Below are 26,274 nucleotides of genomic sequence, written 5' to 3' on the forward strand. Positions count from 1 at the left end.
TCCTCCGGAAGCAAGGAGGACGTTCCGCACTCTCCCCGAACCCCTCTGCTCGGACAGCCTACGGCTGTTTGAAAAACTGCACAGTTACATTCATTCGCTACAGCGCTTTTTGGTAGTTCGCTCACTCATTGCACTGTGTATTTTTCAAAAAGTTTTCTGGCGCGTTCTTGTAACGCAATACAGAAACCCTAAAAGTCATCAATGAGCGCACACGAGATCATGACAGAAAAAGAGGCCGCAGAATTTCTGCGCGTGTCTCTGTATACTCTGAGGCGTCGCCGATCTTCACGTAAAGTCCCGTTCTACAAAGACGGCCGACTGGTCCGTTACAGTCGCTCAGCCCTGCTTCGATACGTCGAAGATGCCACGGTTGCAAACTTGCCAGTTCAACCAAGTTCGACAAAATACCGCAGGGCTGGGCATAGATCAGTTAAAAATCAAAGAGTTCTGCTTGACCTCATACGACTGATGAATCAGTACTTCCTTATCAAAAAGGATATACTGATGCAGGTTGTGAAGAAAATTGGGCGCTACCCTATCTGCGAAAATAGGGGCGCGCTTTATCTCAGATGGTGGAACAGATTTCTAAAGAAAACAGAGAGCTAACGTTTGGATGCTGGAAATCTCTTAGAGGCTGAAAGTCAGGCTAAAGAGCTTATCCGCGTCATTGCTGAGCCCACTGAACCGATTGCAGCCACTTCCGGCCTCGATCCTACCTTTGGTGAGGTTTGGCTTTCGTACGAGCAGCAAAAGCGCTCCAAGCTAAGCCCTGCACGGTTCAATCTCTTGAAGAACCGGCTGGATCTCTACTATCGGCCTTTTCTTTGGTCGTCTCGCATGTCTGAGATGGGACCTGCACTTACAGAATTCGTCAAATTCCTTCGCGGTCATAGATACAGCCGTAAGAAAGGGAAGGTGAAGGGCGGGATAGGGGATACTCCTCTTCATCCAAACACAATACAGGACATCGTTCAAACCGCGCACGCTTGCGTAGATAACGCCTACTCATCTGGATTGTCGCGCTATCCGGCACCAAGGCTTCCGGACATTCATGGAACTACCGCGCCCGACGAACGCGATCCTAAGGGGCGCTATGTCTCCGTAAAGGAAATTGGTGCTTTGATCGATGCTTGCAGTCGCCCGCACATTCTGGATCTCCTCCTTCTGGAGATTGGAACTGGCGCTCGGATCAGTCACATTGGCAACCTGCAAGTGGATCAGATTAATATGGATCTCGGGGTTATCGACCTTCTTGGTGCCGGTGTTCAAACAAACAAACGGAAGCCAATCGCGCCGATTTCCAGTCCCATGCATAGTATTCTTGATCGCCTTATTGGTGCGTCAAAGTCTGGGTATCTTCTTGAGGTTGGCGGAAAGAAGGCAATCCAAAGTAGAAACTACACACAAGTCATTCAAAGGCTCGTTGCTCGATCCGGTATCGGCAATTCAGGATCGTCCAAGGTCAATTGGTATTCGATCCGTCGCACCCTGGCAGACAGGCTTGACGAATGGGTATCGAGCGCCGCTATCTCGTCAGTTATGGGACATTTCAATATTTCGCGGCAGGAGCGTGAAAAGATTTTGGGTAGCCCGATGTCCATGGTGTATAAAACACGGAAGCTCGGGCCGATCCTTGAGGTTGCAGACGCCTTGAATGAGCATTGGTGGCCTGCTATCCAGCCGCACACAAGGATAGCTTTGACATCAACTGATGCAGCAACGAAAGCACAACCTGCTGATTCACTGATGCAAGCTGAAGCAAATGAGGAAAAAATATGTGTAAAATCAAAGCGCTTCAGCTTAATAATCTAAACGTGCATGACGTTCAGATCACACGTGAAAGCCCGAACTACCGGATCATGTGACCGACCGGCCAAACTGTGGCGGCGCCCAAATCGGGGCGCCGTTTTACGTTTTCCAAAGCCTCTTAGCCAGAATCGGATCTTGGCATGATACCCGCCGCGCGCGTTCAGGCATCAATAGAAATCCTTGACGAGATTCTGGCGGGTAAGCCAGTTGAGAAGGCTCTGACAAACTGGGCCCGCCGCAGCCGGTTTGCCGGGTCAAAGGATCGGGCTGCCGTGCGCGATCACGTGTTCGATGCATTGCGGTGTAAACGGTCTTTTGCCGCGCTTGGAGGGGCCCAGACCGGGCGCGGTTTGATGATTGGTGCGGTGCGGGCATCTGGGGAGGAATTGGACGGCTTGTTTACGGGCGATCGTCATGCGCCTGCAATTTTGGCTGCAGATGAGGCCGCGCGGGATTTTGTGACCGAAGCTGAGCAATATGACATCCCCGAGTGGCTTTGGCCACGCTTTCAGTCGTCGCTGGGTGGGCAGGCGGTTGAGGTGGCCGGAGCATTGCGACATCGGGCTCCGGTTCATCTGCGAGTCAACCTGATCAAGACTGACATGGCCGGTGCCATCGCTGCTTTGGACGCCGAAGGAATTAAAGCGGTTGTGCACCCGACCTGCGACACAGCGCTGGAAGTCACGGAGGGCGCTCGCAAAATTGCGCAGAGCAAAGCCTATACGGAAGGCTTGGTAGAACTTCAGGATGCCGCCAGCCAAGCTGTGGTGGCAGCACTAGACCTTAAGCCGGGAATGCGTGTGTTGGATTATTGCGCGGGTGGTGGGGGGAAATCTCTGGCACTTGCCGCACACCAGGGGGTTGATGTGTTTGCCCATGACGTGAATTCAGCCCGAATGCGCGATCTGCCAGCACGAGCTGAACGTGCAGGTGCACGAGTAACGCTTCTGTCGACTGCTGAACTTGCTGGGCAGGCGCCTTATGATGTGATCCTTGTGGATGCTCCATGTTCTGGTAGCGGTTCATGGAGGCGTGCGCCAGCCGGCAAGTGGGCGCTGACTGAAAACCGCTTGCAGGAACTGAGTGAAATCCAGTTTGGGATTTTAGACAAGTTGACGTCACTGACTGCTTCTGGCGGTGTTTTGGCCTATGCCACCTGTTCCATACTCGACGATGAGAATGGCTGCGTTGTCGATAGGTTCCTGCAAGCCAACACCGATTGGTCGGAATGCTTACGCAAAACGTGGCTTGTTTCACACGGCACAGACGGTTTCTTTGCTGCACACTTGACGCGATAGTGCGTCAGCGCATAGCAACTTTAAGGCGAATATCTGAATTTTGTTAATCGGGTATTAACCTTGGTTGGGCTGAGTACGTCAAAGCCCCTCGACTTGAGTTGTTTATGACTGACACGACAGAAGTACTTTCTGATCCTTCTTTGCAAAAATCACCATCTGGCCTTCGGCTTTTGTTTCTAATCTTGATGGGAGCATTGTTGAGCTTATCGCCGGTTTTGGGATTTCTGCCAGAGGTTTGGCACACCGGGTTTGTAGTGGCCGGGGTTTCGTTTCTGGCAACCGCCTTTCTGGTGTTACTACGGGGCAAAATCGCTGAATACCTTTCACGGCAAGCAATCAAGACAATGGCTGTTTTCTCGGAGCAGGACGTGTGCCCAAGCGTTGTTGCGAACGCTCAAGGCGATATCTTGGTCGCCAATTCCGAGGCGCGGGCGCAAGTTCATGCTTTCCCCGGTGGGCGGCTGGAGCAATGTTTAAGGTCAATGTTCGCCAATCCTCCGGCAGTTCTTTTACGCTTGCAGTCCAAGGCAGAAATTTACGGAAGGGCACGGGAAGACATTGTAACCTTGGCTTCTACGATTCCGGTTTCAGTATTTGATGTAGGTAGAGGATGGTTCTGCTGGCGGTTTCACCTGGATTCAACGGGCCAATGGGATGAAGTCGACGTCCCGGTATTTAGTGTAGGTCGAAATGGAAACCTTCTGCGCGTGAATGGGGCCGCTGCTCGATTAATTGGGCGGGGGCCGGAAAGGCTGCATCAGGTATTCCCCGATGAGATACCTGTGCAAGATGGCATTTTTCAGGTTCAAACGGTAAGCGGTCCTGTTTCCGCAGCTGTTTGTGAGATCAGTCGGTCTGGAACCGTTCGTGATCTTGTGGTTTTTCCGATTGAGGGAAAAAAGCAAACCAGTAGCGCGGCGTCGTTTGCTGATTTGCCCGTGCCGATAATATGCCTTTCAGCGGATGGAAGTATTCTGGAGGCAAACCGGCTTGCCACGAAGCTTATCGGTGAGTTCGAACCTGAAAAAACCAATATCGCCCAAATCATGCATGGGTTGGGTTATCCGATCCTTGATTGGCTTTCCAGCACGGCCGCGCGCGAACCCGCGATGCGTTCGGAATTCCTACGCCTCGCGCGTCAGGACAAAGAAGTATTTGTTCAGGTCACTTTGAACCGTGTAGTGAACAACGGCCAGGTTCGTTTGATCGCAGTGTTGAATGATGCGACCGAACTCAAGACACTTGAGGCCCAGTTTGTTCAGGGTCAGAAGATGCAGGCTGTTGGGCAATTGGCAGGTGGTGTTGCTCATGATTTCAACAATTTACTAACGGCTATTTCCGGCCATTGCGATTTATTGTTGCTCAGGCACGATCAGAATGACCCGGATTATGGGGATTTGGTTCAAATCAACCAGAATGCCAATCGGGCAGCCGCCCTGGTCGGGCAGTTGTTGGCATTTTCGCGAAAACAAACCCTACAACCCGAGGTTCTGGACCTGCGCGATACGATTTCAGATCTGATCCACCTATTGAATCGTCTGGTTGGTGAGAAAGTCCGCCTTATTCTAAGTCATGATCCCGTGTTAAAGCCGGTGCGAGCGGACAAGCGACAGCTGGAACAAGTACTTATGAACCTTGTCGTAAACGCTCGGGATGCAATGCCAGATGGTGGTGAGGTACGGATCGAGACCGAAGTGGTCGTGTTGAGCGAACCCTTAAGGCGTGATCGCGTGACCGTTAAATCAGGGGAATATGTTACGGTAAAGGTGAGTGACAGCGGAATTGGAATTCCGGCAGACAAACTGCAAAAAGTGTTTGAGCCATTTTACACGACCAAACGAACTGGTGAAGGAACCGGGCTTGGGTTGTCGACTGTTTACGGGATCATCAAACAGACAGGCGGTTTCATTTTTGTTGATAGTCTTCAAGGGCATGGTACGGAATTCATTGTCTATCTGCCGGTTTCGTCTGAACCTCAGGCTGTCTCGTCTGTGGCGGCGCCTGCCACCACTGTTCAAGGCACACGTCAAGGCGAAGGGGTTGTCCTGTTGGTCGAGGACGAGGCCCCGGTACGCGCTTTTGCAACGCGCGCGCTTCGTCTCAAAGGGTATACCGTGCTTGAAGCGGACTCCGCCGAAGAAGCCCTGCGCTTGCTCGAGGACGGTTCTCTGAGTGTCGACGCCTTTGTAACGGATGTCGTCATGCCTGGTATGGACGGCCCAACCTGGGTGCGCAAAGCAATGAAGACGCGCCCGGATGTGCGGGTTATATTCATGTCCGGTTATACCGAAGGTGCGTTTGGCGATTCCGGGCCGGAGATAGCAAACTCAACCTTCCTGCCCAAACCATTCTCACTGAATCAACTGACTGAAGCGGTGTTTCAACAACTCAATTAAATTGCCGCTTCATGACAGATGAATTCGTCTGCGTGTCGCCTGCGGAATTTTTGTTCGGTTTCTGGCGTCAGATGAGTTTCTCGTCGGGGGGAGACATTTTCCTGGGACAGTTCGATTTGCATGTTCAAACGGTCCTGTAGAAAGTTCAGGATCTTGTCCTGATTTTCATACTTGAAGATATGGCTTGCACCAAATCCGTTGCTTCGCGTGCGAAAAAATTGGCTTTGGCTGCCGACGTTAGCGTATTCAGGGCGGGGGTTTTGCATATAGGCTTGAACGAATTCCTCAAAACTCATGTCTCGGGTTGAGTGTGGGTGCCCGATGCGGTCGTCGCGACCGCGAAAGCGATACCAACTGCCCAGCCAGTCGATTGGTTCGCGCACCACAGCCATGATCTCCATCTCGGTATCATACATTTTACGAAAAACGTTTTGAAAAAATCGGTCATAACGCCGAACCGGCGCGTGTTTTAACTCTGGCGGGCCGGTCACCACAAAATCGGCACGGTCGTGCAGAGCGGAATGATATGCTGTGCTGCCTGTTTTGGGAACAGCCAGAAACGCAAGGCGTTCTTTATAGAAAACAAGCATTTATTTGCCCTTTGCCGATCTTCGTTAGGATCGCAGATTGGCGTAAACGACTCTTTAACACAATTGCCCAAGAGTAAGTTCCGTAAGTTTTAGTTGAAATGTTCTCTTTTTGGTCCCATAAGGAACAAGAGGCGAACAAAGCAGCGATTGCCGCCCGTTCAAGGGTGTGACAAAAGGGAAGCGACAGGACAATGGCGGATCTTCTGACAATGAGCGACAAGAAAAACGCAGACAAGCAAAAAGCGCTCGACAGCGCGTTGGCACAGATCGAACGGCAATTCGGCAAAGGCTCGATCATGAAGCTGGGCGAGAACGCCAAGCAGGACATCGACGCAAGCTCGACCGGTTCTCTGGGGTTGGATATCGCGCTGGGAATTGGCGGCCTGCCGATGGGTCGGATCGTTGAGATTTATGGACCGGAAAGTTCAGGTAAAACGACCCTGACCCTGCATTGTATTGCTGAGCAGCAAAAGCGCGGCGGTGTATGTGCGTTTGTGGATGCTGAGCACGCACTGGACCCGCAATATGCGCGCAAGCTGGGCGTTGATCTGGATGAGTTGCTGATCTCACAGCCCGATACGGGCGAACAGGCCCTTGAGATTACCGATACGTTGGTGCGATCCGGCGCGGTGAACATGGTCGTGGTCGACTCGGTGGCGGCACTGACGCCGAAGTCCGAGCTTGAGGGTGACATGGGCGACAGCAATGTTGGCGTGCAGGCTCGCCTGATGAGTCAGGCGATGCGAAAGCTGACGGGTTCGATCAGCCGCTCAAACTGCATGGTGATTTTCATCAACCAGATTCGGATGAAGATCGGCGTGATGTTCGGCAGCCCGGAAACCACAACCGGTGGTAACGCGCTGAAATTCTACAGCTCGGTCCGTCTGGACATCCGCCGTATCGGTGCGATCAAGGACCGTGACGAGGTGGTCGGTAACCAGACTCGCGTTAAGGTCGTCAAGAACAAGGTGGCGCCGCCGTTCAAGCAGGTGGAGTTCGACATCATGTACGGCGAAGGCATTTCAAAGATGGGTGAGCTGCTGGATCTGGGCGTCAAGGCCGGTGTGGTCGAGAAGTCGGGTTCGTGGTTCAGCTACGGTGATGAGCGGATCGGGCAGGGGCGTGAGAATGCCAAGCAATATCTGCGTGACAACAGTCGTGCGGCCCTAGAGATCGAAGATAAAATCCGCGCCGCACATGGGTTGGAATTCGACATGCCACCCGGCGCGGCTGAGGATGACGATATCCTCGAAGCCTAAGGTCCTCATGAAATGACGCGAACAGGGCGGTCCCAAGGGCCGCCTTGTTTCGTTCCTCGCTCCAATGTTGTGGACTATCCTCAGGGACAGAGATAAACCCTTTTCGACACATTATGATTGCGCGCTGAGAGAGCCTTATGCCCACGCTGAACGATATCCGCTCAACTTTCCTGAACTACTTTGCCAAACAGGGGCACGAAGTGGTGCCGTCCAGCCCTCTGGTCCCGCGCAATGACCCTACGCTCATGTTTGTGAACTCGGGCATGGTGCAGTTCAAAAACCTGTTTACTGGAGTGGAAACCCGCGATTATCAGCGCGCGACAACAGCACAGAAATGTGTGCGTGCAGGTGGTAAGCACAACGATTTGGACAATGTCGGTTATACTGCGCGGCACCATACATTCTTTGAAATGCTTGGGAATTTCTCGTTCGGCGACTACTTCAAGCATGATGCGATCCCCTTCGCCTGGGAGTTGATCACCAAAGAATTCGGAATCGACAAGAGCCGTCTACTGACGACGGTTTATCACACCGACGATGAGGCGTTCGAGATCTGGAAAAAGGTCGGCGTGCCGGAAGATCGGATCATTCGCATCGCCACAAATGACAATTTCTGGCAGATGGGACCGACTGGCCCGTGCGGTCCGTGCACCGAGATTTTCTATGATCATGGCGATCACATCTGGGGCGGCCCTCCGGGTTCGGCCGAGGAAGATGGTGATCGTTTCATTGAAATCTGGAATATCGTTTTCATGCAGAACGAGCAGTTCGAAGACGGGTCGATGGTCGAACTCGACATGCAGTCGATCGACACCGGTATGGGTCTGGAACGGATAGGGGCTCTGCTACAGGGCAGCCATGACAACTATGACACGGACCTGTTCAAGACGCTGATCGAGGCGTCGGCGGATGCGACCGGTGTAGACCCATATGGCGATCAGAACGTTCATCATCGGGTGATCGCGGACCATTTGCGCTCGACCTCATTCCTGATTGCGGATGGGGTAATGCCGTCAAATGATGGGCGCGGCTATGTTCTGCGTCGCATCATGCGTCGCGCGATGCGTCATGCCCATCTTCTGGGTGCCAAGGATCCGGTGATGCACCGTCTGGTGCCGTCGCTGGTGCAATTGATGGGCGCGCAGTATTCCGAACTTGGCCAGGCACAGGCGTTGATCGAAGAAACGCTTCTGCTGGAAGAAACTCGTTTTAAGCAGACTTTGGATCGCGGACTGAAACTGTTGGATGATGAGGTCGCTGGCCTGCCAGAAGGCGCAGCCTTGCCTGGTGATGCAGCGTTCAAACTATATGACACCTACGGTTTCCCGCTGGATCTGACGCAGGATGCACTGCGTGAAAAGGGCCGGACTGTAGACACTGATGGTTTTGATGAGGCGATGGCTGAACAAAAGGCCAAGGCCCGTGCTGCTTGGGCTGGTTCAGGCGAGGCCGCGGATCAGGCGGTTTGGTTCGACGTGCTCGACAGTGCCGGAGCAACCGATTTCCTGGGCTACGATACAGAGAAAGCCGAAGGGCAGGTGGCCGCGTTGGTCGTGGATGGCGCTTTGGTTGACAAGATCGAAAACGGCGATTCTGGTTGGGTCGTCGTCAATCAGACGCCTTTCTACGGTGAAGCTGGCGGTCAGGTTGGGGACACAGGTGAGATCCGCCGACTTGAGAACATGCAAGATGTTGCGCAGGTTGAAGACACGCGCAAGTTTGCCGAAGGCAAGATTTATGCGCATCGAGTGACGATTAACCAAGGTACGTTGTCAAAAGGTGACGCGGTTGAACTTGAAGTCGATCACGCCCGCCGCAGCGGTATCAGGGCAAACCATTCGGCAACGCACCTGTTGCACGAAGCATTGCGCGAAATGCTTGGCGATCACGTTGCACAGCGTGGGTCGTTGAATGCCCCAGACCGGCTGCGGTTCGATTTCAGCCACTCCAAGGCGCTGAGCCCCGAGGAAATCCAAAAAGTTGAGCGTGAGGTGAACGAGTTCATCCGCCAGAACTCGAGCGTCGAAACGCGTATCATGACGCCCGACGATGCTCGGGAACTGGGTGCTCAGGCGCTGTTTGGGGAAAAATATGGTGACGAAGTGCGTGTCGTCTCGATGGGCAAAGCGCCAACTGGCAAGGGCCACGACGGCGAAACTTGGTCTATCGAACTGTGTGGTGGCACTCATGTTAAGCAAACAGGCGATATCGGTACCTTCGTCGTGTTGGGCGACAGTGCCAGTAGCGCTGGCGTGCGACGGATTGAGGCTCTGACCGGGGATGAGGCGTTTCGACATCTGTCAGCCCAAGACCAGCGTTTGGGTCAAATTGCGGCCGAGCTGAAGGCCCAACCTGATGACGTTGTCAGCAGGGTCAAGGCTTTGCTGGACGAACGCAAGGCTTTGCAGAACGAAGTTGCCCAACTTCGCCGTGATCTGGCCATGGCTGGTGGCTCAGGGCAGGGCGGTGCCGAAGCGCGGGATGTAAACGGTGTTCTCTTCCTTGCTCAGGCTTTGACCGGAGTGTCAGGCAAGGATCTTCCTGCGTTGATTGATGAACATAAATCCCGGTTGGGCTCGGGCGCAGTGCTGCTGATTGCTGATGCGGGTGGTAAGGCCGCTGTCGCGGCTGGTGTGACCTCTGACCTGACAGATAAAGTTTCTGCTGTTGATCTGGTTCGGGCCGCCGTATCTGAACTGGGCGGAAAAGGCGGCGGTGGACGCCCTGACATGGCGCAGGGCGGTGGCCGTGATGCTTCGAATTCAGATGCGGCCATCAAGGCTGCGGAAAACGTATTGGGAGGGTAAGATGTCCGCACTCTGGATCGCTCATGTGTCAGTCACTGACGCTGAAGCTTATGGGAAATACGCTGAATTGGCGGGCCCTGCGATTGCAAAGCACGGCGGTAAATTCATTGCCCGTGCTGGTCGTTATGTACAACTTGAAGGTAGGGACCGACCCCGGAATGTAGTGGCCCGTTTTCCTTCGGTTGAGGCCGCTGTGGAATGTTACAATTCTCCTGAATACCAACAGGCACTGGATCACGCACGTGGTGCCAGCGAGCGTGAGTTGTTGGTCGTTGAGATCACCGAATAACGCTTACAGTTCAATTACTAACGATTGTAATAGTAATAAGCGAAATTTAGCCGATATTGAAAACCGGGCAACTTAGCAAGTTGTCCGGTTTTTTGCAGTTTACTTGCTGCCTTTTTTATCAGTGGCTTACGGTCGTTTCATGGGACTGCATTCGTAGATGTGCCCCAAGATTATGGCTTTGCCCTCTCATTTTTTGCCTTAAATGGCCATAATGACTGACGGAATTCTGCCTCTTTTCGTTTCCAATCTCGCCTCAGATTGCGCTGAGGGCGTCGGTTACCGATAATTTACGGGATCGTACTACGGTCTGATTTACCCAAAAGCGCACAAGGAAAATTGGATCGAGGAACTGATATGAAACCCACGAGCACTGATTTCAGAGCCGGTTTTGGACGGTTGGCCTCAACTATGGGGCGACTGGTCGTTGTCTCGGGGTTGGCGTTGGGTTCATTGAGTGTTGTTTCAGCCGCTAATGCTAGCGAGGGGCGTTTTATCAAAAGTGCTGTCGCGTCGCCGCCGCCATCGGGTGCAAAGCAGTTGTGTCGCCAATACAGCTGGGCTTGTTCAACCAAGACATCGGCGGCCATGTCTTACCAACAGGAAATGCGAATAATTCAGCGAGTTAATCGTCAAGTGAATGCAACGACTCGCTCGGTTACGGATCGTTCGCAGTATCGGACGGCAGAAAGATGGGCATTGCCGACATCGCGCGGTGGCGATTGCGAAGATTTTGCGTTGTTGAAGAAACGGGACCTGATTAGAGCTGGTGTCGATCCGAGCAAATTGCTTATTGCAACGGTCTTGGACACTAAGCGTAACTCGCATGCCGTCCTTGTGTACCGATCTGCGGCAGGTGATTTGGTTTTGGACAATCTGACCAATCAAATCAAACCTTGGTCGGCAACGCGTTATTTATTCCTGCGAATGCAAAATCCAAGTAAACCCAGCAGTTGGGTGGGTGTTTATCGCAGCAGTTAAAGCCCGTAAACAGCCCCCCGTTTATTGAGCGCTGGCAAACCAAAAGGGCGACACATTGGTGGTCGCCCTTTTTTTGTTGTTCAGTTCCACTGGGCCGGATTGGGCATATACAACCGGGCAGGTAAAGCTGCTTGGATGGCAATGCCAATCAACTCAGCCCCGCCACTGTTGTATTATTTCTTCTTGCCGCCCTTTTTGCCACCCTTTGTTCCACCAGGATTATCGGTGCCGTCCTGGTTATTGGTTTGGCCACCCGGATTGGTGTCGTCAGAATGTCCTGAACGGTTTTTGCCTTTGCCTTTGCCTTTGCCTTTATCGTCGTTATCGTCGTTATCGTCGTTATCATCGTTATCGTCGTTATCGTCGTTATCGTCGTTATCGTCGTTATCGTCGTTATCGTCGTTATCGTCGTTATCGTCGTTATCGTCGTTATTATCGTCGTCGTTATTATCGTCGTCGTTATTATCGTCGTCGTTATTATCGTCGTCGTTATTATCGTCGTCGTTATTATCGTCGTCGTTATTATCGTCGTCGTTGTTATCGTCGTCGTTGTTATCGTCGTCGTTATTATCGTCGTCGTTATTACCGCCGCCGCCACCGCCGCCGTTGTTTCCACCGTTTCCATCGTTACCGTTGTCATCCGAGTTGGATGAGGTGATGGTTGCGGTTGGGAAATCCGTCAGGACGGCCGCGAATGCAGGGCAGGATTCAAGTGTACGGGACAGAATATCTTCGAAATCAGACCGGCGTTGGATATAGCGCAGCATCCGTGTGTCCACGACGGTACATTCGCACAGAGTGTCCGTCGCCACAGATTGGCGCGCGGTTTTTATGTTACATCTCTCTGCCTGGGCTGTGCCTGCGGTAACAAAAGGAAAAGTTGCTGAAATAAAAACAAAAGACAAAAGATGGGATTTTACGCGCATAGCGCCACTCCTTCGATACTCGTTACAAACGCTGTTGTACTTACTGTTCGCTCTACTCGATTGCGTACAACATTGGTGCCTTAATTCAACCACAATATCATTCGTTTCTAGCCACAATTTCAAGGGGTGTTTATCTTATGTTAATATATAGGTTTTTTAGAATTTAAAAAAAATCGTTTAATACCAAAGAGAAAGCCCGCCGAGTGGGCGGGCTTTGCAAAAATTGACCTTTCGAGACTTGGGTCAAATTCGTCATAAGTGTGGCATTGTTGCATACATATCAACAATGCATTTTACAGCTTATGCTGATTTCGCCATACGCTTGCGCTCATGTGGGTCCAAAAAGCGTTTGCGAAGGCGGATCGCGCTCGGAGTTACTTCGACCAGTTCGTCGTCGTCGATATAGGCAATCGCTTCTTCCAAAGAGAACTGAATGTGAGGCGTCAAACGAACCGCATCGTCCGACCCGCTTGCGCGGACATTGGTCAGCTTCTTACCTTTAAGGGGGTTAACCTCCAGATCGTTGTCACGAGAATGCTCACCGATCACCATGCCTTGATAAACGTCAGTCTGCGGGCCGACAAACATGCGGCCACGCTCTTCGAGGTTCCAAAGAGCATATGCAACGGCCTGACCGTTTTCCATCGAGATCAAGACGCCCGCACGTCGCCCTGGGATCTGGCCCTTGTGCGCGGCCCAGCCGTGAAACACGCGGTTCAGAACACCGGTTCCGCGGGTATCGGTCAGGAATTCTCCATGGTAGCCGATCAGCCCACGGGACGGAACGTGCGCGATGATCCGGGTTTTTCCTACTCCGGCCGGACGCATCTCGACCAATTCACCTTTGCGCGCGCCGGTGACTTTTTCGATTACCGCGCCTGAGTATTCGTCATCCACATCGATGGTGACTTCTTCGACGGGCTCCAAACGCTGGCCGTCTTCCTCGCGGAACAGAACCTGCGGGCGCGAGATGCTGAGTTCGAATCCCTCACGACGCATGTTTTCGATCAGAACACCCATTTGCAGTTCGCCGCGACCTGCAACCTCAAAGGCCTCACCGCCGGGGGTGTCGGTGATGCGAATAGCGACGTTAGATTCGGCTTCTTTCATCAGGCGATCGCGAATGACACGAGACTGCACTTTCTTCCCGTCACGACCAGCCAGAGGGGAATCGTTAATGCCAAAAGTCACGGTGATGGTGGGAGGATCGATCGGCTGCGCGGGCAGAGCTTCGTCCACCTGCGGAGAGACCAGTGAATCTGCCACTGTCGCCTTGCTCATACCGGCGATAGTCACGATGTCCCCAGCCTCGGCCACGTCGATGGGCTGTTGTGCCAGCCCGCGGAACGCCAGAATTTTTGAGGCCCGGAAGTTTTCGATCAACTTGCCATCACGGCTCAGGGCCTTGAGGCTGTCGCCAGCTTTCAACGTACCGCTTTCCACGCGACCGGTCAGGATGCGACCGATGAACGGGTCGCTACCAAGTGTGGTGGCCAGCATGCGGAAGGGTTCGTTCTTTTTCTCGGCCTGTTTCGGCGCAGGGACGTGGTCGACGATCAGGTCAAACAAAGCGGTCAGGTCCTTGCGCGGCCCGTCCAGCTCCATATCGGCCCAGCCCGAGCGGCCCGAGGCATACATGGCTGGAAAGTCCAGCTGGTCATCATCCGCACCGAGATTGGCGAATAGGTCGAAACACTCGTCCAATGCACGGTCCGGTTCTGCATCGGGTTTGTCGACCTTGTTCAGAACAACAATTGGGCGCAGGCCCAGCGCCAGCGCCTTGGAGGTCACGAACTTGGTCTGAGGCATCGGGCCTTCGGCGGCATCGACCAGCAGGACAACACCGTCAACCATGCTGAGAATCCGCTCGACCTCACCGCCGAAATCGGCGTGACCGGGGGTATCGACGATGTTGATGCGCGTGCCATTCCATTCGACCGAGGTTGCTTTGGCCAGGATGGTGATCCCGCGCTCGCGCTCAAGGTCGTTACTATCCATGGCGCGCTCGGCCACGGCCTGATTTTCCCGGAACGCGCCGGATTGTTTGAGCAGCTCATCCACCAGGGTCGTTTTGCCGTGGTCAACGTGAGCGATGATTGCGATATTGCGCAGGTCCATGAGAGGTCAGCCTTTGAACGGGAAGTTGCCGCGCGCATAACGCGGTTTGACCAAATAGACCAGCCCTAACAGGCGGTCAGTGCCCGGCAGTCTTGGAAAATAGGTGAATGATCAGGATTCCGACCAAGATCATCCCCAATCCGATGACGGCAGGCCAGTCCAACCTTTGCCCAAAAACGATATACCCGATGATAGCAATCAGTACGATGCCGAGCCCCGACCAGATTGCATACACAATGCCGACGGACATGTATTTCAGTGTCAGCCCGAGACAGTAGAAGGAAATGCCATAGCCAATTACGACCAAAACGGACGGCCAAAAGCGACTGAACTGCTGGCTGGCTTGCAAAGAGGTTGTGCCGATGGTCTCGGCAACGACCGCCAGCAATAAGATCAAATAAGCTTTGGGCATAGAACGTTCCCGATACTTGTTTTCTGCGGTTGAGCACGAAACCTGCAGGCCGGGCAAGAAAAATCGGGTTACTCCCGTAGAGGGCGTCGTAGGATCGATGTTCTGACTTTTTGGGTAAGTATGGATAACCTTACTGTTCTTTGGTTGAAGCTACTGTTAAAAACAATTGGATTTTAACGGTTTTTGTAAAAAAAAGCTGGCGCAGAATCGACAAGATAATGCGGTATGCGTTTCGGCAATGACTGAGGTGCCTGGGTGGTTTGCTGACGAGGGGGTCCGTCGACAAAATGTAGCCGAGTTTGTTGAACGGGTAGAGAGTTTTCAGGTTTGTGCGCCCGCCGAAACACGGGAAAAAGAGGCCTTTGTGCCTCTTTTTCTTTATCTAGATGTTGGCTGTCGCCGCGAAATAATTATTCAATTGGGGCTGAAGCCAAGCCCACAAACCCGGAGCGCCCCGTTGAACCGGAGTACCGACACGTTGTTCAATCTGTGTATAAGTAACGTTGTAATCTTTCCAAGAGCCGCCGCCCGTTGCCAAATTTCCCACTGGCGCCTGAAAACGGTCAATTGCCTTGGCAAATTTGGCGTCGGGACTTTCGGCGGCTTCAAACTCACGCCATAAATCGTGGAATTCAGCATTCTGGTCCTCAGGTAGAAGGCCGAATAACCTTTTCGCAGCGGCCTTTTCCTCGGCTTCTTGGGCCGCGTGATTGACCTGCCCGTGAATGGGGTGGTCGCCGGCGTCGATCTCAACGACATCGTGAAGCAATAGCATTTTCAGAACCCGGTCGATTGAAACATCGGGGAAGGAGTGCTCGGACAAAATCCATGCGTATAGCATGATGTGCCATGAATGCTCGGCTGAATTCTCGAACCGCTCATCGTTTAAAAGCCGTGAGGCGCGGTAGACAGACTTCAATGCGTCACTCTCGGTCACAAAGGGCAGGCGGTCCGAGAATGGATTTGAAGCAAGAGGGATACCTTCCAGCAGGCTGCGTGCCGCGTCAAAAGCCAGCGGAAATTCGGTTTTCAGATACGCCGCGCGACCCGTGTTCAGATTTTCCCGAACGATCTTGCGGTGTTCTTCCATCGAATTAGGGGCGCTCAGAACCTGAAACATAGGCTGACAACGGTCGAGGTATTTGGCGAATTTCGCGTCGGGCGTTTCGTCCGATTCAAATTCTTGCCAGAGAGCAAGGCATTCCGTTGCCTGATCATCAGGTAAAAGCCCAAACAGTTCGGCTGCGGCTGCTTGCTCGGAACGTTCAACGGCCTGCCAGTCCGTTTGCAAATGGATCGGGTGATCGCCGACAATGATCTCGACCAGATCATGAAGCAACAACATCCGGATGACACGGTTGATGTCTACCGGCTCACCGGCCAAAGGCTGCATCACCAAAGCCCACAAGGCCAATTGCCAGCTGTGTTCGGCGGCGTTTTCTGGTCGAGACTGGTTCAGTAGGAAGTTAGCGCGATTGACTGACTTTAGCCTGTCCGCGCATTTCAGAAACTCAATTTGCGCGGACAGTCTTTCAGTCATTGTTTTTCAATCGCCTTAAGTTTTGAACGGTGGTCAGCGAGTTTTTGAATCACAAACTTGCGCGCTTTCCGTTCGGCCAAACGCACCCGAATTTCCGTCAGGAACGCCTCTTCCAAGGTTTGGGAAGACGCGCCCAGTACTTCACCCACCTCGACAAAGAAACGATCATCGCCGGTTTCATCCATCACTTTCATCGTGTCCTCGGCCAGTTTAGCGGCGAGGGAGGTGATGGTGTCTGACATCAGCGCGTGTTCTCTGTCAGGCGGCGTTTCACATAGTCGCTGACATCCGTGATCAGCGTGTCCATGTGGCGTTCCTGGAAGAAGTGGTCGGCACCTTCAACCTCGTTGTGAGTGATGGTGATTCCCTTTTGCTCATGCAGCTTGTTCACCAATGAGACGGTGTCCGCCGGAGGCGCCACACGGTCGGCTGATCCGTTGATGATCAAGCCCGATGACGGGCAGGGCGCCAGGAACGAGAAGTCGTACATGTTTGCGGGCGGTGAGACACTGATAAACCCGGTGATTTCCGGGCGACGCATCAGAAGCTGCATTCCAATCCAGGCTCCAAACGAGAACCCCGCGACCCAGCAGTGTTTCGAATTGTTATTCATAGACTGCAGGTAATCCAGCGCCGATGCTGCATCGCTCAGCTCACCCACACCCTGATCGTATTCGCCTTGACTGCGTCCGACGCCACGGAAGTTGAACCGTAACACGGTGAAGCCCATATTATAAAACGCATAGTGCAGGTTGTAGACCACCTTGTTGTTCATGGTCCCGCCAAATTGAGGATGCGGGTGAAGCACGATGGCGATCGGTGCGTCTTTTTCCTTTTGCGGGTGGTAGCGGCCTTCCAGGCGGCCTTCGGGTCCGGGAAAAATCACCTCGGGCATGTGTGCTTTGGTCCTGTCTTTTTCTTCCGGGTGCCGTGATATACTTGACGATTATCGTCAGGCACCTTAGAACGGTTCTAATTGTAATGCTTTGCGCAAGGCGCTGCCAGTCGGAGATACGCACTGGCAGCGGCGGCGTCAATGTTTTCGCGCGGGTTCAGCCACAAGGGGACGACAATGAAGCTCTCGACCAAAGGTCGTTATGCGATGGTTGCACTGGCAGATATCGCCCTTCAACCTCAGGACACCCTTGTGACATTGGGCGAAATATCCGAACGCCAGGACATCTCTCTTCCTTATTTGGAACAGTTATTCGTGAAATTGCGTCGGGCTGAACTTGTATCCTCGGTGCGGGGGCCGGGTGGGGGCTATCGTTTGGCTCGGCCAGCCTCAGATATCCGTGTGGTCGAGATTCTTTCAGCCGTAGATGAAACTGTTGATGCTCTGAAGAAAGGGGCAGGTGCGTCTGGTGCGTCCTCGGGCAGTCGGGCGCAGTCGTTGACCAACCGTCTTTGGGAGGGGCTTAGCGCCCATGTCTACGTTTTCCTGCATCAGACCCGGTTGTCGGATGTTATCAAGAATGATTTGGCGCCATGCCCTGCAGTTCCGAATTTGTTTGCTGTTGTGGATGAATAGGTCGATGCAACGAGTTTCTGATTGCCTTGAATGGTTTGGCGTTCACGAAAAGGTGAATCCATGACTCGTGTTTATCTGGATCACAACGCGACCACTCCGTTGCGAGCCGAAGCCCGAGAGGCGATGGTCGCGGCAATGGAGGTGTGCGGCAATCCGTCCTCGGTGCATGCAGAAGGGCGCGCAGCCAAAGCTTTGATTGAGCGTGCTCGTGCACAAATCGCCACTGCTTTTGGAGCAGATGGGGCGGATATCGTGTTCACATCGGGCTCGACCGAAGGGGCCGCGGTGACGCTTGCAGGGCGTGATCTGCATGGGTCCGCTGTTGAGCATGATGCTGTAAGGTCTTGGACAACCGAAGATTTAGCGACGGATCTTTCAGGTCGCGTTAAACTTCATGATCCCGCAAAATCGACCTTACAGTTGGCAAACTCGGAAACCGGGATCATTCAATCCTTGCCCGAGGGTCTGGCTGTGACTGATGCGACTCAAGCATTTGGCAAACTTCCGGTGGCATTCAACTGGATGGGTGCACAGATGGCATTGATCTCTGCCCATAAGTTGGGTGGTCCCAAAGGTGTGGGCGCTGTCGTGATGAAACGCGGTACAGACTTGCCTGCTCAGATTAAAGGCGGCGGTCAGGAAATGGGTCGCAGGTCCGGCACGGAAAATGTCATTGGAATAGCGGGTTTCGGGGCCGCAGCTGAGGCTGCTGCAAGGGATCTGGCCAATGGTGTGTGGGAGCAGGTTGTAGATTTTAGAAATATTCTAGAAAAGGCTCTTGAGGCTGGTTCAAAATCTACTATTTTTGTCGGGAAAGATCAGGGCCGCCTGCCCAACACATCGTGTTTTGCTACTCCGGGCTGGAAGGGTGAAACACAGGTGATGCAGATGGATCTGGCGGGATTTGCGGTCAGTGCGGGCTCGGCCTGTTCCAGCGGCAAGGTTCGTGCCAGCGCGGTTCTTACCGCAATGGGATTTGACGAGGTTACAGCAGCCAGCGCTATCCGAGTTTCGCTGGGACCTTTAACCACGGAAGAAGACGTGCTGCGTTTTGCTGAAACGTGGCTTGAAAAAGAGAAAAAGCATCGCGCGCGTGCCGCGTGATCTGACGGAGTGAAGGATATGGCCGCTTTGGACCAGACCCAGGTAAAAGAAGGCGTCGATCAGGAAACCGTGGATGCGGTGCGCGAGGTTGGCACCTATAAATACGGCTGGGACACCGATATCGAAATGGAATATGCGCCCAAGGGTGTGAATCCGGATATCGTCCGTTTGATCTCTGAGAAAAACGAAGAGCCCGAGTGGATGACCGAATGGCGTCTGTCGGCCTTTGAGCGCTGGACCAAGATGGATGAGCCCTCCTGGGCGATGGTCAACTACCCTGAGATCGACTTTCAGGACCAGTATTATTACGCCCGTCCAAAATCGATGGAGGATAAACCGAAATCGCTGGACGAGGTCGACCCCAAGCTTTTGGCTACATACGAAAAGCTGGGCATCCCGTTGAAAGAACAGATGATTCTGGCAGGCGTCGAAGGTGCCGAGGATATGCCCGCTGAAGGCCGCAAGGTCGCTGTGGATGCTGTATTTGACTCGGTGTCGGTGGGTACGACGTTCAAGGACGAACTGGCAAAACATGGCGTGATCTTCTGCTCGATCTCCGAAGCGATCAAGGATCACCCTGAACTGGTGAAAAAGTACTTGGGCACCGTGGTTCCTGTGTCAGACAACTTCTACGCCACGCTGAACTCGGCCGTGTTCTCGGATGGGTCCTTTGTGTACATCCCGCCGGGCGTACGCTGCCCGATGGAGCTGAGCACCTATTTCCGTATCAATGCGGAAAACACTGGTCAGTTCGAACGCACGCTGATCATCGCCGACAAGGGCTCGTACGTGTCCTATCTGGAAGGCTGCACTGCGCCCCAGCGGGATACGGCGCAATTGCATGCTGCCGTGGTCGAGATTATCGTCGAGGAAGACGCCGAGGTGAAATACTCGACCGTTCAAAACTGGTTCCCCGGAGATGAAGAAGGCAAGGGCGGTATCTACAACTTTGTGACCAAACGCGCCGATTGCCGGGGTGATCGGTCCAAAGTGATGTGGACGCAGGTGGAAACTGGCTCGGCCGTGACCTGGAAATACCCGTCCTGCATCCTACGCGGGGACGAAAGCCAGGGCGAATTCTATTCGATCGCCATCACCAACAACTATCAGCAGGCCGACACTGGCACCAAGATGGTTCATCTGGGCAAAAACACCAAGTCGCGCATCGTGTCCAAGGGCATCAGTGCAGGTAAGGCACAGAACACTTATCGCGGTCTGGTTTCGATGCACCCGAAAGCCAAGAACAGCCGGAACTACACCCAGTGTGATAGCTTGCTGATCGGCGATAAATGCGGGGCGCACACGGTTCCGTATATCGAGGTCAAGAACAACTCTTCACGTGTTGAACACGAGGCGACGACGTCCAAAGTGGACGACGATCAGCTGTTCTATTGCCGTCAGCGCGGAATGGATGAGGAAGAAGCCGTGGCGCTGGTTGTTAATGGCTTCTGCAAGGACGTGCTGCAGGCGCTGCCGATGGAGTTTGCCATGGAGGCACAGCAACTGGTGGCAATTTCACTGGAAGGCTCTGTTGGCTGATGGCGCGGACACCCCGGAAAGGCATCCAAAAGGATGATGTGCTGACCTGGCTTGGATATGCACTGCCGGTTTTGGGCGGCCTGCTTGGGGTGGCCTACGTCAACATCTTCTACATGGACTTCATCAACCCGGTCCGGGCGGTCGGCATCGGGGCAATCCTTGGGTGGGTTGCCGCACGTCTGATCCGCAAAGGGCTGGGATAGGAATTTATCGGGGCCGGGGCGCCCCTTGCGATACGCAAAAGGACAAAACATGCTGGAAATCAAGAACCTGCACGTACAACTTGAAGAAGAAGACAAGCAGATCCTGAAAGGTGTGGACCTGACGGTTGAGGCCGGTAAGGTGCACGCGATCATGGGGCCGAACGGATCGGGTAAGTCTACGCTTAGCTATGTTCTGTCGGGCCGCGATGGTTACGAGGTGACTGACGGCTCGGCCACACTGGGCGGCGAAGACCTGCTGGAGATGGAGCCGGAAGAGCGCGCCGCAGCAGGTGTCTTTCTCGCGTTCCAATACCCGGTCGAAATCCCAGGCGTGGGCAACATGACCTTCCTGCGGACCGCTGTGAACGCGCAACGCAAAGCGCGCGGGGAAGAGGAACTGTCGGCTGCTGACTTCCTGAAACTCGTTCGCGAAAAGGCGAAATCGCTGAAGATCGACGCGGATATGTTGAAGCGTCCGGTCAACGTCGGTTTCTCGGGCGGCGAGAAGAAGCGCAACGAAATCCTGCAGATGGCGATGCTGGAACCCAAAATGTGCATTCTTGACGAGACTGACTCGGGCCTTGATGTGGATGCAATGAAGCTGGTTGCCGAAGGTGTTAATGCGCTGCGGGACGAAGGGCGGGGTTTCCTTGTGATCACCCACTACCAACGCCTGTTGGATCACATCAAACCTGATGTCGTCCACATCATGGCGAATGGTCGAATTGTAAAGACCGGCGGTCCTGAGCTGGCTCTGGAAGTTGAACATAATGGTTACGCCGACATTCTGGCCGAGGTGAACTGATGGCTTTGCCGCAAGCAAAACAGACCGCAACCGAGGAACGGCTGGCAAGCATGTCGTTGCCCGAAATGTGCGGATGTACCCGCGCCGCGCGCGAGGATGCGCTGGTCCGTGTACGCGAAATGGGTCTACCCGGACGGCGCGATGAATACTGGAAATATACGCGCCCCGATACGCTGATCTCGGCGGAAGCGCCACACGCTGTTGTTTTTGACGCTGGTGAATCGTTGATTTTCGAGGACATGGACAATTTGAAGATTGTCTTTGTCGATGGTGTCTTTAGCCCTGAAGAATCTGATGATCTGACCCTCGAAGGTGTGACGATCGACCGGATTGAAGACATCTGCCACAAGGACATCCACTGGGCGAAAGAGCTGTACGGCAAGCTGGAAGCGCGTGGTCAGGTTCCGGTGCAACGCCCTCTGGCTGCGCTTAACACGGCTTATGCCAAAGACGGTGTGGCTATCCACGTATCCGGCAAGCCCTCCAAGCCGATCTGCCTGATGTATCGTCACGCCTCAGAAGCGTCGGACGCGATGCTGCACCATATTGTTCGCGTGGAATCCGGTGCCGAAGTGACCGTACTTGAGATTGGCCCGGCCGCCTCGCGTTTTAACAAGTGCATGGAGATTGACATTGCTGACAACGGCACACTGCACCATGTACGCGCGCAAGGCCGCGATCACGAACGTCGGGCGGTGACCCATATGTTCACTCGTCTGGGTGAAGAATCCACCTATAAGTCGTTCACGCTAACTGCAAATGGCGTTCTGACCCGCAATGAACAGGTTGTCGAACTGACCGGTGACAATGCGGTGGCACATGTGGCTGGTGCGTGCGTTGGCGACGGTGATTTCCATCATGACGATACCGTATTCATCACCCATGACGCTGTGAATTGCGAAAGCCGTCAGGTATTCAAGAAGGTGCTGCGTAACGGCGCAACGGGCGTGTTTCAGGGCAAGATCCTTGTGAAAGAAGGCGCGCAGAAAACCGACGGGTATCAGATCAGCCAGTCCCTGTTGCTGGACGATGACAGCCAGTTCCTGGCGAAACCGGAACTTGAGATCTATGCCGATGACGTTGCCTGTTCTCACGGCTCGACCTCGGGTGCGATTGACGAAACGGCTTTGTTCTACCTTCGGTCGCGTGGTGTTCCCCACAAGGATGCCACCAACATGCTGACACTGGCCTTTTTGGCCGAAGCGGTGGATGAGATCGAAGACAAGGAACTGGCCGAAGAGATCGTGACCCGTCTGGAAGGCTGGCTGGCGCGGCGCAGCTGATGCCTCTGACATCTGATATCGTGGCCACCTACCGGGGGCCGGGGCGGGTGGTGCGTCGGCTTTTGGACCTGGGTGAACGGGAAGATCGGGCGCTGATCTTCGTCATGGGATTCTGCGTGGTTGCATTTGTCGCGCAGCTTCCCAGCCTTGCGCGTCGGGCGCATCTTGAGGGGCTTGAGCTGAACATGCTTATGGGCGGCGCCTTGTTGGGTACCGTTATCATACTGCCGCTATTCTTTTATATGCTGGCCTTTGTGTCTTATGGAGCGGCTCGTCTTGCGGGCGGTCGCGGTTCAGCCTACGGCGCACGTCTTGCGCTGTTTTGGGCTTTGCTGTCGTCGACACCTCTGGTGCTGTTGAACGGTCTGGTCGCGGGGTTTATCGGTCCAGGCCCGGCGTTGACCTTTGTTGGGTTAATCTGGCTAGGGGTATTTATCTGGTTCTGGCTGGCTGGCCTTAAACAAACGCAAGGGCGAGCGGAATGAATATCACGATGTTGGGCAACCTCGCGGTTCTGACCCTGATCAATCCAGCAAGCGCCGCGCGTGAGTTGCTGGCCATGCGCCTCGGGCGCGAAGCTTTGTGGCTCGGCTTTTGTCTGGCTGTGGTGTTAAATGGCTTGGTTCAGTTCGGGTTCGAGAATTTACTGCCTGTACCGGAAGGTCTCGAGGTTGCTCCGCCAGAACCTATTTTCATCAGCCTGATCCGTTCTGGGGTCTTGATGATGTTCAGTGTCACGGCATTCCTGGTGGTAGGTCGCCTGCTGGGGGGAAGCGCAACGTTCAGCGAGATTATGACGCTGACGATCTGGCTGCAGTTCCTGCAGATCACTGCAATGTTCATTACGCTAGTGCTGGCCATTGCAATTCCGTTTGTGATGGTGCTGTTTTTGTTCGCCACAGCAATAGTAAGCCTTTACGTCACACTCCATTTCCTTAATGAAGCGCATAAATTCGGGACGCTCTGGAAATCGGTCGGGGTCTTGTTGTTGTCTGCCGTGGTTGCTGTACCCATCATCCTCGCATTGACGCCCAGCACCCCGGTATAGGGAAAAAAAGACCATGTTCGACGTAGAAAAAATCCGCGCTGACTTTCCGATTCTATCGCGAGAAGTGAATGGTAAGCCGTTGACCTACCTAGACAATGGTGCGTCGGCTCAGAAACCTCAGGTGGTTATCGATGCGGTAACACGGGCTTATGCAGAAGAGTATTCAAACGTTCACCGCGGCCTGCATTATCTTTCCAACCTTGCGACCGAAAAATACGAAGCCGTCCGCGGCACAATTGCCAAATTCCTTGGTGCAGCGGATGAGGATGAAATCGTCCTAAACTCGGGCACGACCGAGGGGATCAATCTGGTAGCCTACGGTTGGGCGATGCCGCGCCTGCAAGCGGGGGATGAAATCGTCCTCAGCGTCATGGAGCACCACGCCAACATCGTGCCGTGGCACTTTCTACGCGAACGTCAGGGTGTTGTCTTGAAGTGGGTTGATGTGGGTGCAGATGGTGGCTTGGACCCGCAGGCTGTGATTGACGCCATTGGTCCAAAGACCAAGCTGGTAGCCGTGACCCAGTGTTCGAACGTTCTGGGAACCGTGGTTGACGTCAAAGCGATTACTGAAGGCGCACATGCCAAAGGTGTCCCGGTGCTGGTCGATGGTAGCCAAGGGGCTGTGCACATGCCGGTGAATGTTCAGGATATCGGCTGCGATTTCTACGCAATTACCGGGCATAAACTGTATGGCCCGTCCGGCTCGGGGGCAATCTACATCAAGGCCGACCGCATGGCCGAAATGCGCCCGTTCATCGGTGGTGGTGATATGATCAAAGAGGTCACCAAAGATCAGATTATCTATAATGACCCGCCGATGAAGTTCGAGGCCGGTACTCCGGGTATTGTGCAGACCATCGGGTTGGGTGTTGCGCTGGATTATATGATGGGTTTGGGGATGGAAAACATCGCCGCCCACGAAGCAGGTTTGCGCGACTATGCCATGCAACGCCTGACTGGCCTGAACTGGTTACAGGTTCAGGGCACGCGCCCGGATAAGGCTGCGATTTTCAGCTTTACACTGGATGGGGCAGGGCACGCGCATGATGTATCGACGATTTTAGATAAGAAGGGTGTCGCCGTGCGGGCCGGTCATCACTGTGCTGGGCCACTGATGGATTTCTTTGGGGTGACAGCAACTTGCCGCGCCAGTTTTGGTCTCTACAACACCAAAGATGAGGTCGATACGCTGGTCGATGCCCTTGAACTGGCGCATGATTTGTTTGCGTGAAACCTGTCCCGTGCGGGTGGATTTCCAGTTGCACCCGGATCGGATCAAGGATAGCTAACGGCCAAGGCACCTGTAGCTCAGCTGGATAGAGCGCTGCCCTCCGAAGGTCATTAGTGCATAAAGCGCCTGAGTGACCTAGATAGCTACTAACTTCTTGAAAATAAAAATAAAATCAGCGGTGCGGGGCGCTATTTTGGGTGTTTAAGGGGTGTCTAAAATTGCACAATAAGACACCCTCAGGTGTCCCCACTGCACACTGTTCCGCAAAATCTCGTCAAAAAGTATAACCCTACTTTCTGGCCAACCTGAAATTTTAGCGCAACTTTGGGTGTCTGAACGAACACCCTATTCAAAGCTGCGACTAGCTGGGCTTTTGATCTTCTTGATCTTTCAATAAGAGCTTTGTCGTCTCCAAGCTTGCCGCTATGGCGGCTGAGCCGCATATTACTTTTCAACGAGCGAGACGCGCAGAAACGGCTTGTCATTGACCTGCAACGTGATACTAACGCCCTCGTGCTCGCGTAGCTCAGCTGGATAGAGTGTCGCCCTCCGAAGGCGAAGGTCACAGGTTCGAATCCTGTCGCGAGCGCCATTATATACGTCAGGTTGCTGAATAATGTTTGTGACCATTTTTATTTAGTATGTTGACCTGTAGATCCATGAAATTTGGAATAGTTTAGCATCTTTGCGGCAGGATCTGTCAACCAGAAGTGATTAAGGAACCAAGGCAATACACTAATGACAAGCGTTACGATGTCAGATGCAGATTTCGAGGCGGTAATTCTAGTAAGAGAAGAAAATCTCGAATTGGAGTTCAAAAGGACGCTCGACCTTTCTTCAAACAAGGGTAAGGCGAAACTGGCCCAAGAAATCTGTGCACTGTCTAATCATGGTGGCGGGTGGATAGTGTTCGGTAGGGAAGATGATGGCGAAGTCGTAGATGAACTCCCGCTAGAACTAGTCGATCTGGAACAAGATACTGTTAACCAAATTTCTTCGACCTGTCTGACGTCAGCACCAATGGGACAGTTTAGGTCGATTTGATAAGAGAGGGTTTCTGGCTCATCGTAACCGCCAAGGAGTGGAGATGAGAAAGAAACCCGGA

Annotated in this window: 25 protein-coding genes and 1 tRNA gene; 19 read left to right on the plus strand and 7 right to left on the minus strand. The window is 53.6% G+C overall.

What is annotated here, in order from left to right:
• The first annotated feature begins 219 nt into the window (after nt 1–219).
• From ACR0D7_RS07780 to ACR0D7_RS07795, 4 genes are all read left to right on the plus strand, one after another.
• Nucleotides 220–606 carry a helix-turn-helix domain-containing protein gene (locus tag ACR0D7_RS07780; protein WP_480678543.1) on the plus strand — a complete coding sequence of 129 codons (387 nt, stop codon included), beginning with the start codon at nt 220–222 and terminating at the stop codon, nt 604–606.
• Nucleotides 607–609: 3 nt separating this feature from the next.
• Nucleotides 610–1,812: a tyrosine-type recombinase/integrase gene (locus ACR0D7_RS07785; protein ID WP_480678508.1), complete on the plus strand. Its 1,203-nt coding sequence runs from the start codon at nt 610–612 to the stop codon at nt 1,810–1,812.
• Nucleotides 1,813–1,949: 137 nt separating this feature from the next.
• Nucleotides 1,950–3,107 (plus strand): RsmB/NOP family class I SAM-dependent RNA methyltransferase, encoded by a 1,158-nt coding sequence (locus ACR0D7_RS07790; protein WP_480678509.1) that lies wholly within the window; start codon nt 1,950–1,952, stop codon nt 3,105–3,107.
• A gap of 104 nt (nt 3,108–3,211) precedes the next feature.
• Nucleotides 3,212–5,503, plus strand: coding sequence for a hybrid sensor histidine kinase/response regulator (locus ACR0D7_RS07795; protein WP_480678510.1), 2,292 nt, complete (start codon nt 3,212–3,214; stop codon nt 5,501–5,503).
• Here ACR0D7_RS07795 and ACR0D7_RS07800 read toward each other — a convergent pair.
• The gene (locus ACR0D7_RS07800) at nt 5,500–6,093 is read right to left on the minus strand and encodes a sulfotransferase family 2 domain-containing protein (RefSeq protein ID WP_480678511.1); all 594 of its coding nucleotides are present in this window, start codon (nt 6,091–6,093) and stop codon (nt 5,500–5,502) included. The genes ACR0D7_RS07795 and ACR0D7_RS07800 overlap by 4 nt on opposite strands.
• Before the next feature lie 191 nt (nt 6,094–6,284).
• On the opposite strand from ACR0D7_RS07800, the gene recA reads away from it, so the two are divergent.
• The 4 genes from recA to ACR0D7_RS07820 all read left to right on the plus strand — a co-directional run bounded on the left by recA (nt 6,285) and on the right by ACR0D7_RS07820 (nt 11,426).
• On the plus strand, nt 6,285–7,352 hold the full coding sequence (recA, locus tag ACR0D7_RS07805; protein ID WP_480678512.1) for a recombinase RecA: 1,068 nt from the start codon (nt 6,285–6,287) through the stop codon (nt 7,350–7,352).
• Nucleotides 7,353–7,489: 137 nt separating this feature from the next.
• Nucleotides 7,490–10,159 (plus strand): alanine--tRNA ligase, encoded by a 2,670-nt coding sequence (gene alaS, locus ACR0D7_RS07810; RefSeq protein WP_480678513.1) that lies wholly within the window; start codon nt 7,490–7,492, stop codon nt 10,157–10,159.
• Nucleotide 10,160: 1 nt separating this feature from the next.
• The gene (locus ACR0D7_RS07815) at nt 10,161–10,448 is read left to right on the plus strand and encodes a DUF1330 domain-containing protein (RefSeq protein WP_480678514.1); all 288 of its coding nucleotides are present in this window, start codon (nt 10,161–10,163) and stop codon (nt 10,446–10,448) included.
• A gap of 354 nt (nt 10,449–10,802) precedes the next feature.
• On the plus strand, nt 10,803–11,426 hold the full coding sequence (locus ACR0D7_RS07820; RefSeq protein ID WP_480678515.1) for a transglutaminase-like cysteine peptidase: 624 nt from the start codon (nt 10,803–10,805) through the stop codon (nt 11,424–11,426).
• A gap of 173 nt (nt 11,427–11,599) precedes the next feature.
• Here the strand turns inward: ACR0D7_RS07820 and ACR0D7_RS07825 are convergent, their stop codons facing one another.
• The 6 genes from ACR0D7_RS07825 to ACR0D7_RS07850 form a co-directional block, all read right to left on the minus strand.
• Complete coding sequence (locus ACR0D7_RS07825) at nt 11,600–12,352, minus strand: hypothetical protein (protein WP_480678516.1); 753 nt, start codon at nt 12,350–12,352, stop codon at nt 11,600–11,602.
• A gap of 300 nt (nt 12,353–12,652) precedes the next feature.
• Nucleotides 12,653–14,470, minus strand: coding sequence for a translational GTPase TypA (gene typA / locus ACR0D7_RS07830; protein WP_480678517.1), 1,818 nt, complete (start codon nt 14,468–14,470; stop codon nt 12,653–12,655).
• Nucleotides 14,471–14,546: 76 nt separating this feature from the next.
• A complete protein-coding gene (locus tag ACR0D7_RS07835; protein WP_480678518.1) occupies nt 14,547–14,882 on the minus strand; it encodes a DMT family transporter in 336 nt (111 codons plus the stop codon).
• Nucleotides 14,883–15,264: 382 nt separating this feature from the next.
• Complete coding sequence (locus ACR0D7_RS07840) at nt 15,265–16,422, minus strand: HD domain-containing protein (protein ID WP_480678519.1); 1,158 nt, start codon at nt 16,420–16,422, stop codon at nt 15,265–15,267.
• A complete protein-coding gene (locus tag ACR0D7_RS07845) occupies nt 16,419–16,664 on the minus strand; it encodes a hypothetical protein (protein WP_170381100.1) in 246 nt (81 codons plus the stop codon). The genes ACR0D7_RS07840 and ACR0D7_RS07845 overlap by 4 nt, the downstream gene beginning before the upstream one ends.
• Nucleotides 16,664–17,317 carry an alpha/beta hydrolase gene (locus ACR0D7_RS07850; protein ID WP_480678520.1) on the minus strand — a complete coding sequence of 218 codons (654 nt, stop codon included), beginning with the start codon at nt 17,315–17,317 and terminating at the stop codon, nt 16,664–16,666. The genes ACR0D7_RS07845 and ACR0D7_RS07850 overlap by 1 nt, the downstream gene beginning before the upstream one ends.
• A 177-nt stretch (nt 17,318–17,494) precedes the next feature.
• Between ACR0D7_RS07850 and iscR the strand changes: the two genes are divergently transcribed.
• From iscR to ACR0D7_RS07905, 11 genes are all read left to right on the plus strand, one after another.
• Entirely contained in the window at nt 17,495–17,953 is a 459-nt protein-coding gene (gene iscR / locus ACR0D7_RS07855; protein WP_480678521.1) for a Fe-S cluster assembly transcriptional regulator IscR, read from the plus strand.
• A 60-nt stretch (nt 17,954–18,013) separates the two neighbouring features.
• Entirely contained in the window at nt 18,014–19,057 is a 1,044-nt protein-coding gene (locus tag ACR0D7_RS07860) for a cysteine desulfurase family protein (RefSeq protein ID WP_480678522.1), read from the plus strand.
• Nucleotides 19,058–19,075: 18 nt separating this feature from the next.
• Nucleotides 19,076–20,596: a Fe-S cluster assembly protein SufB gene (sufB, locus tag ACR0D7_RS07865; RefSeq protein ID WP_480678523.1), complete on the plus strand. Its 1,521-nt coding sequence runs from the start codon at nt 19,076–19,078 to the stop codon at nt 20,594–20,596.
• Nucleotides 20,596–20,799: a hypothetical protein gene (locus ACR0D7_RS07870; protein WP_480678524.1), complete on the plus strand. Its 204-nt coding sequence runs from the start codon at nt 20,596–20,598 to the stop codon at nt 20,797–20,799. Before sufB ends, ACR0D7_RS07870 begins: the two co-directional genes overlap by 1 nt.
• Nucleotides 20,800–20,848: 49 nt before the next feature.
• Entirely contained in the window at nt 20,849–21,604 is a 756-nt protein-coding gene (sufC, locus tag ACR0D7_RS07875; RefSeq protein WP_170570377.1) for a Fe-S cluster assembly ATPase SufC, read from the plus strand.
• Entirely contained in the window at nt 21,604–22,887 is a 1,284-nt protein-coding gene (gene sufD / locus ACR0D7_RS07880; protein ID WP_480678525.1) for a Fe-S cluster assembly protein SufD, read from the plus strand. Before sufC ends, sufD begins: the two co-directional genes overlap by 1 nt.
• Nucleotides 22,887–23,372: a YIP1 family protein gene (locus tag ACR0D7_RS07885; protein ID WP_480678526.1), complete on the plus strand. Its 486-nt coding sequence runs from the start codon at nt 22,887–22,889 to the stop codon at nt 23,370–23,372. Before sufD ends, ACR0D7_RS07885 begins: the two co-directional genes overlap by 1 nt.
• On the plus strand, nt 23,369–23,935 hold the full coding sequence (locus tag ACR0D7_RS07890) for a YIP1 family protein (RefSeq protein ID WP_480678527.1): 567 nt from the start codon (nt 23,369–23,371) through the stop codon (nt 23,933–23,935). The genes ACR0D7_RS07885 and ACR0D7_RS07890 overlap by 4 nt, the downstream gene beginning before the upstream one ends.
• A gap of 13 nt (nt 23,936–23,948) precedes the next feature.
• Nucleotides 23,949–25,169, plus strand: a complete 1,221-nt coding sequence (locus ACR0D7_RS07895) for a cysteine desulfurase (RefSeq protein ID WP_480678528.1) — start codon at nt 23,949–23,951, stop codon at nt 25,167–25,169.
• A 515-nt stretch (nt 25,170–25,684) separates the two neighbouring features.
• Nucleotides 25,685–25,761: transfer RNA gene (locus ACR0D7_RS07900), tRNA-Arg, on the plus strand.
• Nucleotides 25,762–25,907: 146 nt separating this feature from the next.
• Entirely contained in the window at nt 25,908–26,213 is a 306-nt protein-coding gene (locus tag ACR0D7_RS07905) for an AlbA family DNA-binding domain-containing protein (RefSeq protein WP_480678529.1), read from the plus strand.
• The last annotated feature ends 61 nt before the right edge of the window (nt 26,214–26,274 follow it).

Source organism: Ruegeria sp. BB7 (genome assembly GCF_056539365.1).

Coding starts and splice junctions, on each gene's coding strand:
- ACR0D7_RS07780 (WP_480678543.1), top strand. CDS start 220: ATGACAGAAAAAGAGGCCGCAGAATTTCTGCGCGTGTCTCTGTATACT.
- ACR0D7_RS07790 (WP_480678509.1), top strand. CDS start 1,950: ATGATACCCGCCGCGCGCGTTCAGGCATCAATAGAAATCCTTGACGAG.
- ACR0D7_RS07795 (WP_480678510.1), top strand. CDS start 3,212: ATGACTGACACGACAGAAGTACTTTCTGATCCTTCTTTGCAAAAATCA.
- ACR0D7_RS07800 (WP_480678511.1), bottom strand. CDS start 6,093: ATGCTTGTTTTCTATAAAGAACGCCTTGCGTTTCTGGCTGTTCCCAAA.
- recA (WP_480678512.1), top strand. CDS start 6,285: ATGGCGGATCTTCTGACAATGAGCGACAAGAAAAACGCAGACAAGCAA.
- alaS (WP_480678513.1), top strand. CDS start 7,490: ATGCCCACGCTGAACGATATCCGCTCAACTTTCCTGAACTACTTTGCC.
- ACR0D7_RS07815 (WP_480678514.1), top strand. CDS start 10,161: ATGTCCGCACTCTGGATCGCTCATGTGTCAGTCACTGACGCTGAAGCT.
- ACR0D7_RS07820 (WP_480678515.1), top strand. CDS start 10,803: ATGAAACCCACGAGCACTGATTTCAGAGCCGGTTTTGGACGGTTGGCC.
- ACR0D7_RS07825 (WP_480678516.1), bottom strand. CDS start 12,352: ATGCGCGTAAAATCCCATCTTTTGTCTTTTGTTTTTATTTCAGCAACT.
- typA (WP_480678517.1), bottom strand. CDS start 14,470: ATGGACCTGCGCAATATCGCAATCATCGCTCACGTTGACCACGGCAAA.
- ACR0D7_RS07835 (WP_480678518.1), bottom strand. CDS start 14,882: ATGCCCAAAGCTTATTTGATCTTATTGCTGGCGGTCGTTGCCGAGACC.
- ACR0D7_RS07840 (WP_480678519.1), bottom strand. CDS start 16,422: ATGACTGAAAGACTGTCCGCGCAAATTGAGTTTCTGAAATGCGCGGAC.
- ACR0D7_RS07845 (WP_170381100.1), bottom strand. CDS start 16,664: ATGTCAGACACCATCACCTCCCTCGCCGCTAAACTGGCCGAGGACACG.
- ACR0D7_RS07850 (WP_480678520.1), bottom strand. CDS start 17,317: ATGCCCGAGGTGATTTTTCCCGGACCCGAAGGCCGCCTGGAAGGCCGC.
- iscR (WP_480678521.1), top strand. CDS start 17,495: ATGAAGCTCTCGACCAAAGGTCGTTATGCGATGGTTGCACTGGCAGAT.
- ACR0D7_RS07860 (WP_480678522.1), top strand. CDS start 18,014: ATGACTCGTGTTTATCTGGATCACAACGCGACCACTCCGTTGCGAGCC.
- sufB (WP_480678523.1), top strand. CDS start 19,076: ATGGCCGCTTTGGACCAGACCCAGGTAAAAGAAGGCGTCGATCAGGAA.
- ACR0D7_RS07870 (WP_480678524.1), top strand. CDS start 20,596: ATGGCGCGGACACCCCGGAAAGGCATCCAAAAGGATGATGTGCTGACC.
- sufC (WP_170570377.1), top strand. CDS start 20,849: ATGCTGGAAATCAAGAACCTGCACGTACAACTTGAAGAAGAAGACAAG.
- sufD (WP_480678525.1), top strand. CDS start 21,604: ATGGCTTTGCCGCAAGCAAAACAGACCGCAACCGAGGAACGGCTGGCA.
- ACR0D7_RS07885 (WP_480678526.1), top strand. CDS start 22,887: ATGCCTCTGACATCTGATATCGTGGCCACCTACCGGGGGCCGGGGCGG.
- ACR0D7_RS07890 (WP_480678527.1), top strand. CDS start 23,369: ATGAATATCACGATGTTGGGCAACCTCGCGGTTCTGACCCTGATCAAT.
- ACR0D7_RS07895 (WP_480678528.1), top strand. CDS start 23,949: ATGTTCGACGTAGAAAAAATCCGCGCTGACTTTCCGATTCTATCGCGA.
- ACR0D7_RS07905 (WP_480678529.1), top strand. CDS start 25,908: ATGACAAGCGTTACGATGTCAGATGCAGATTTCGAGGCGGTAATTCTA.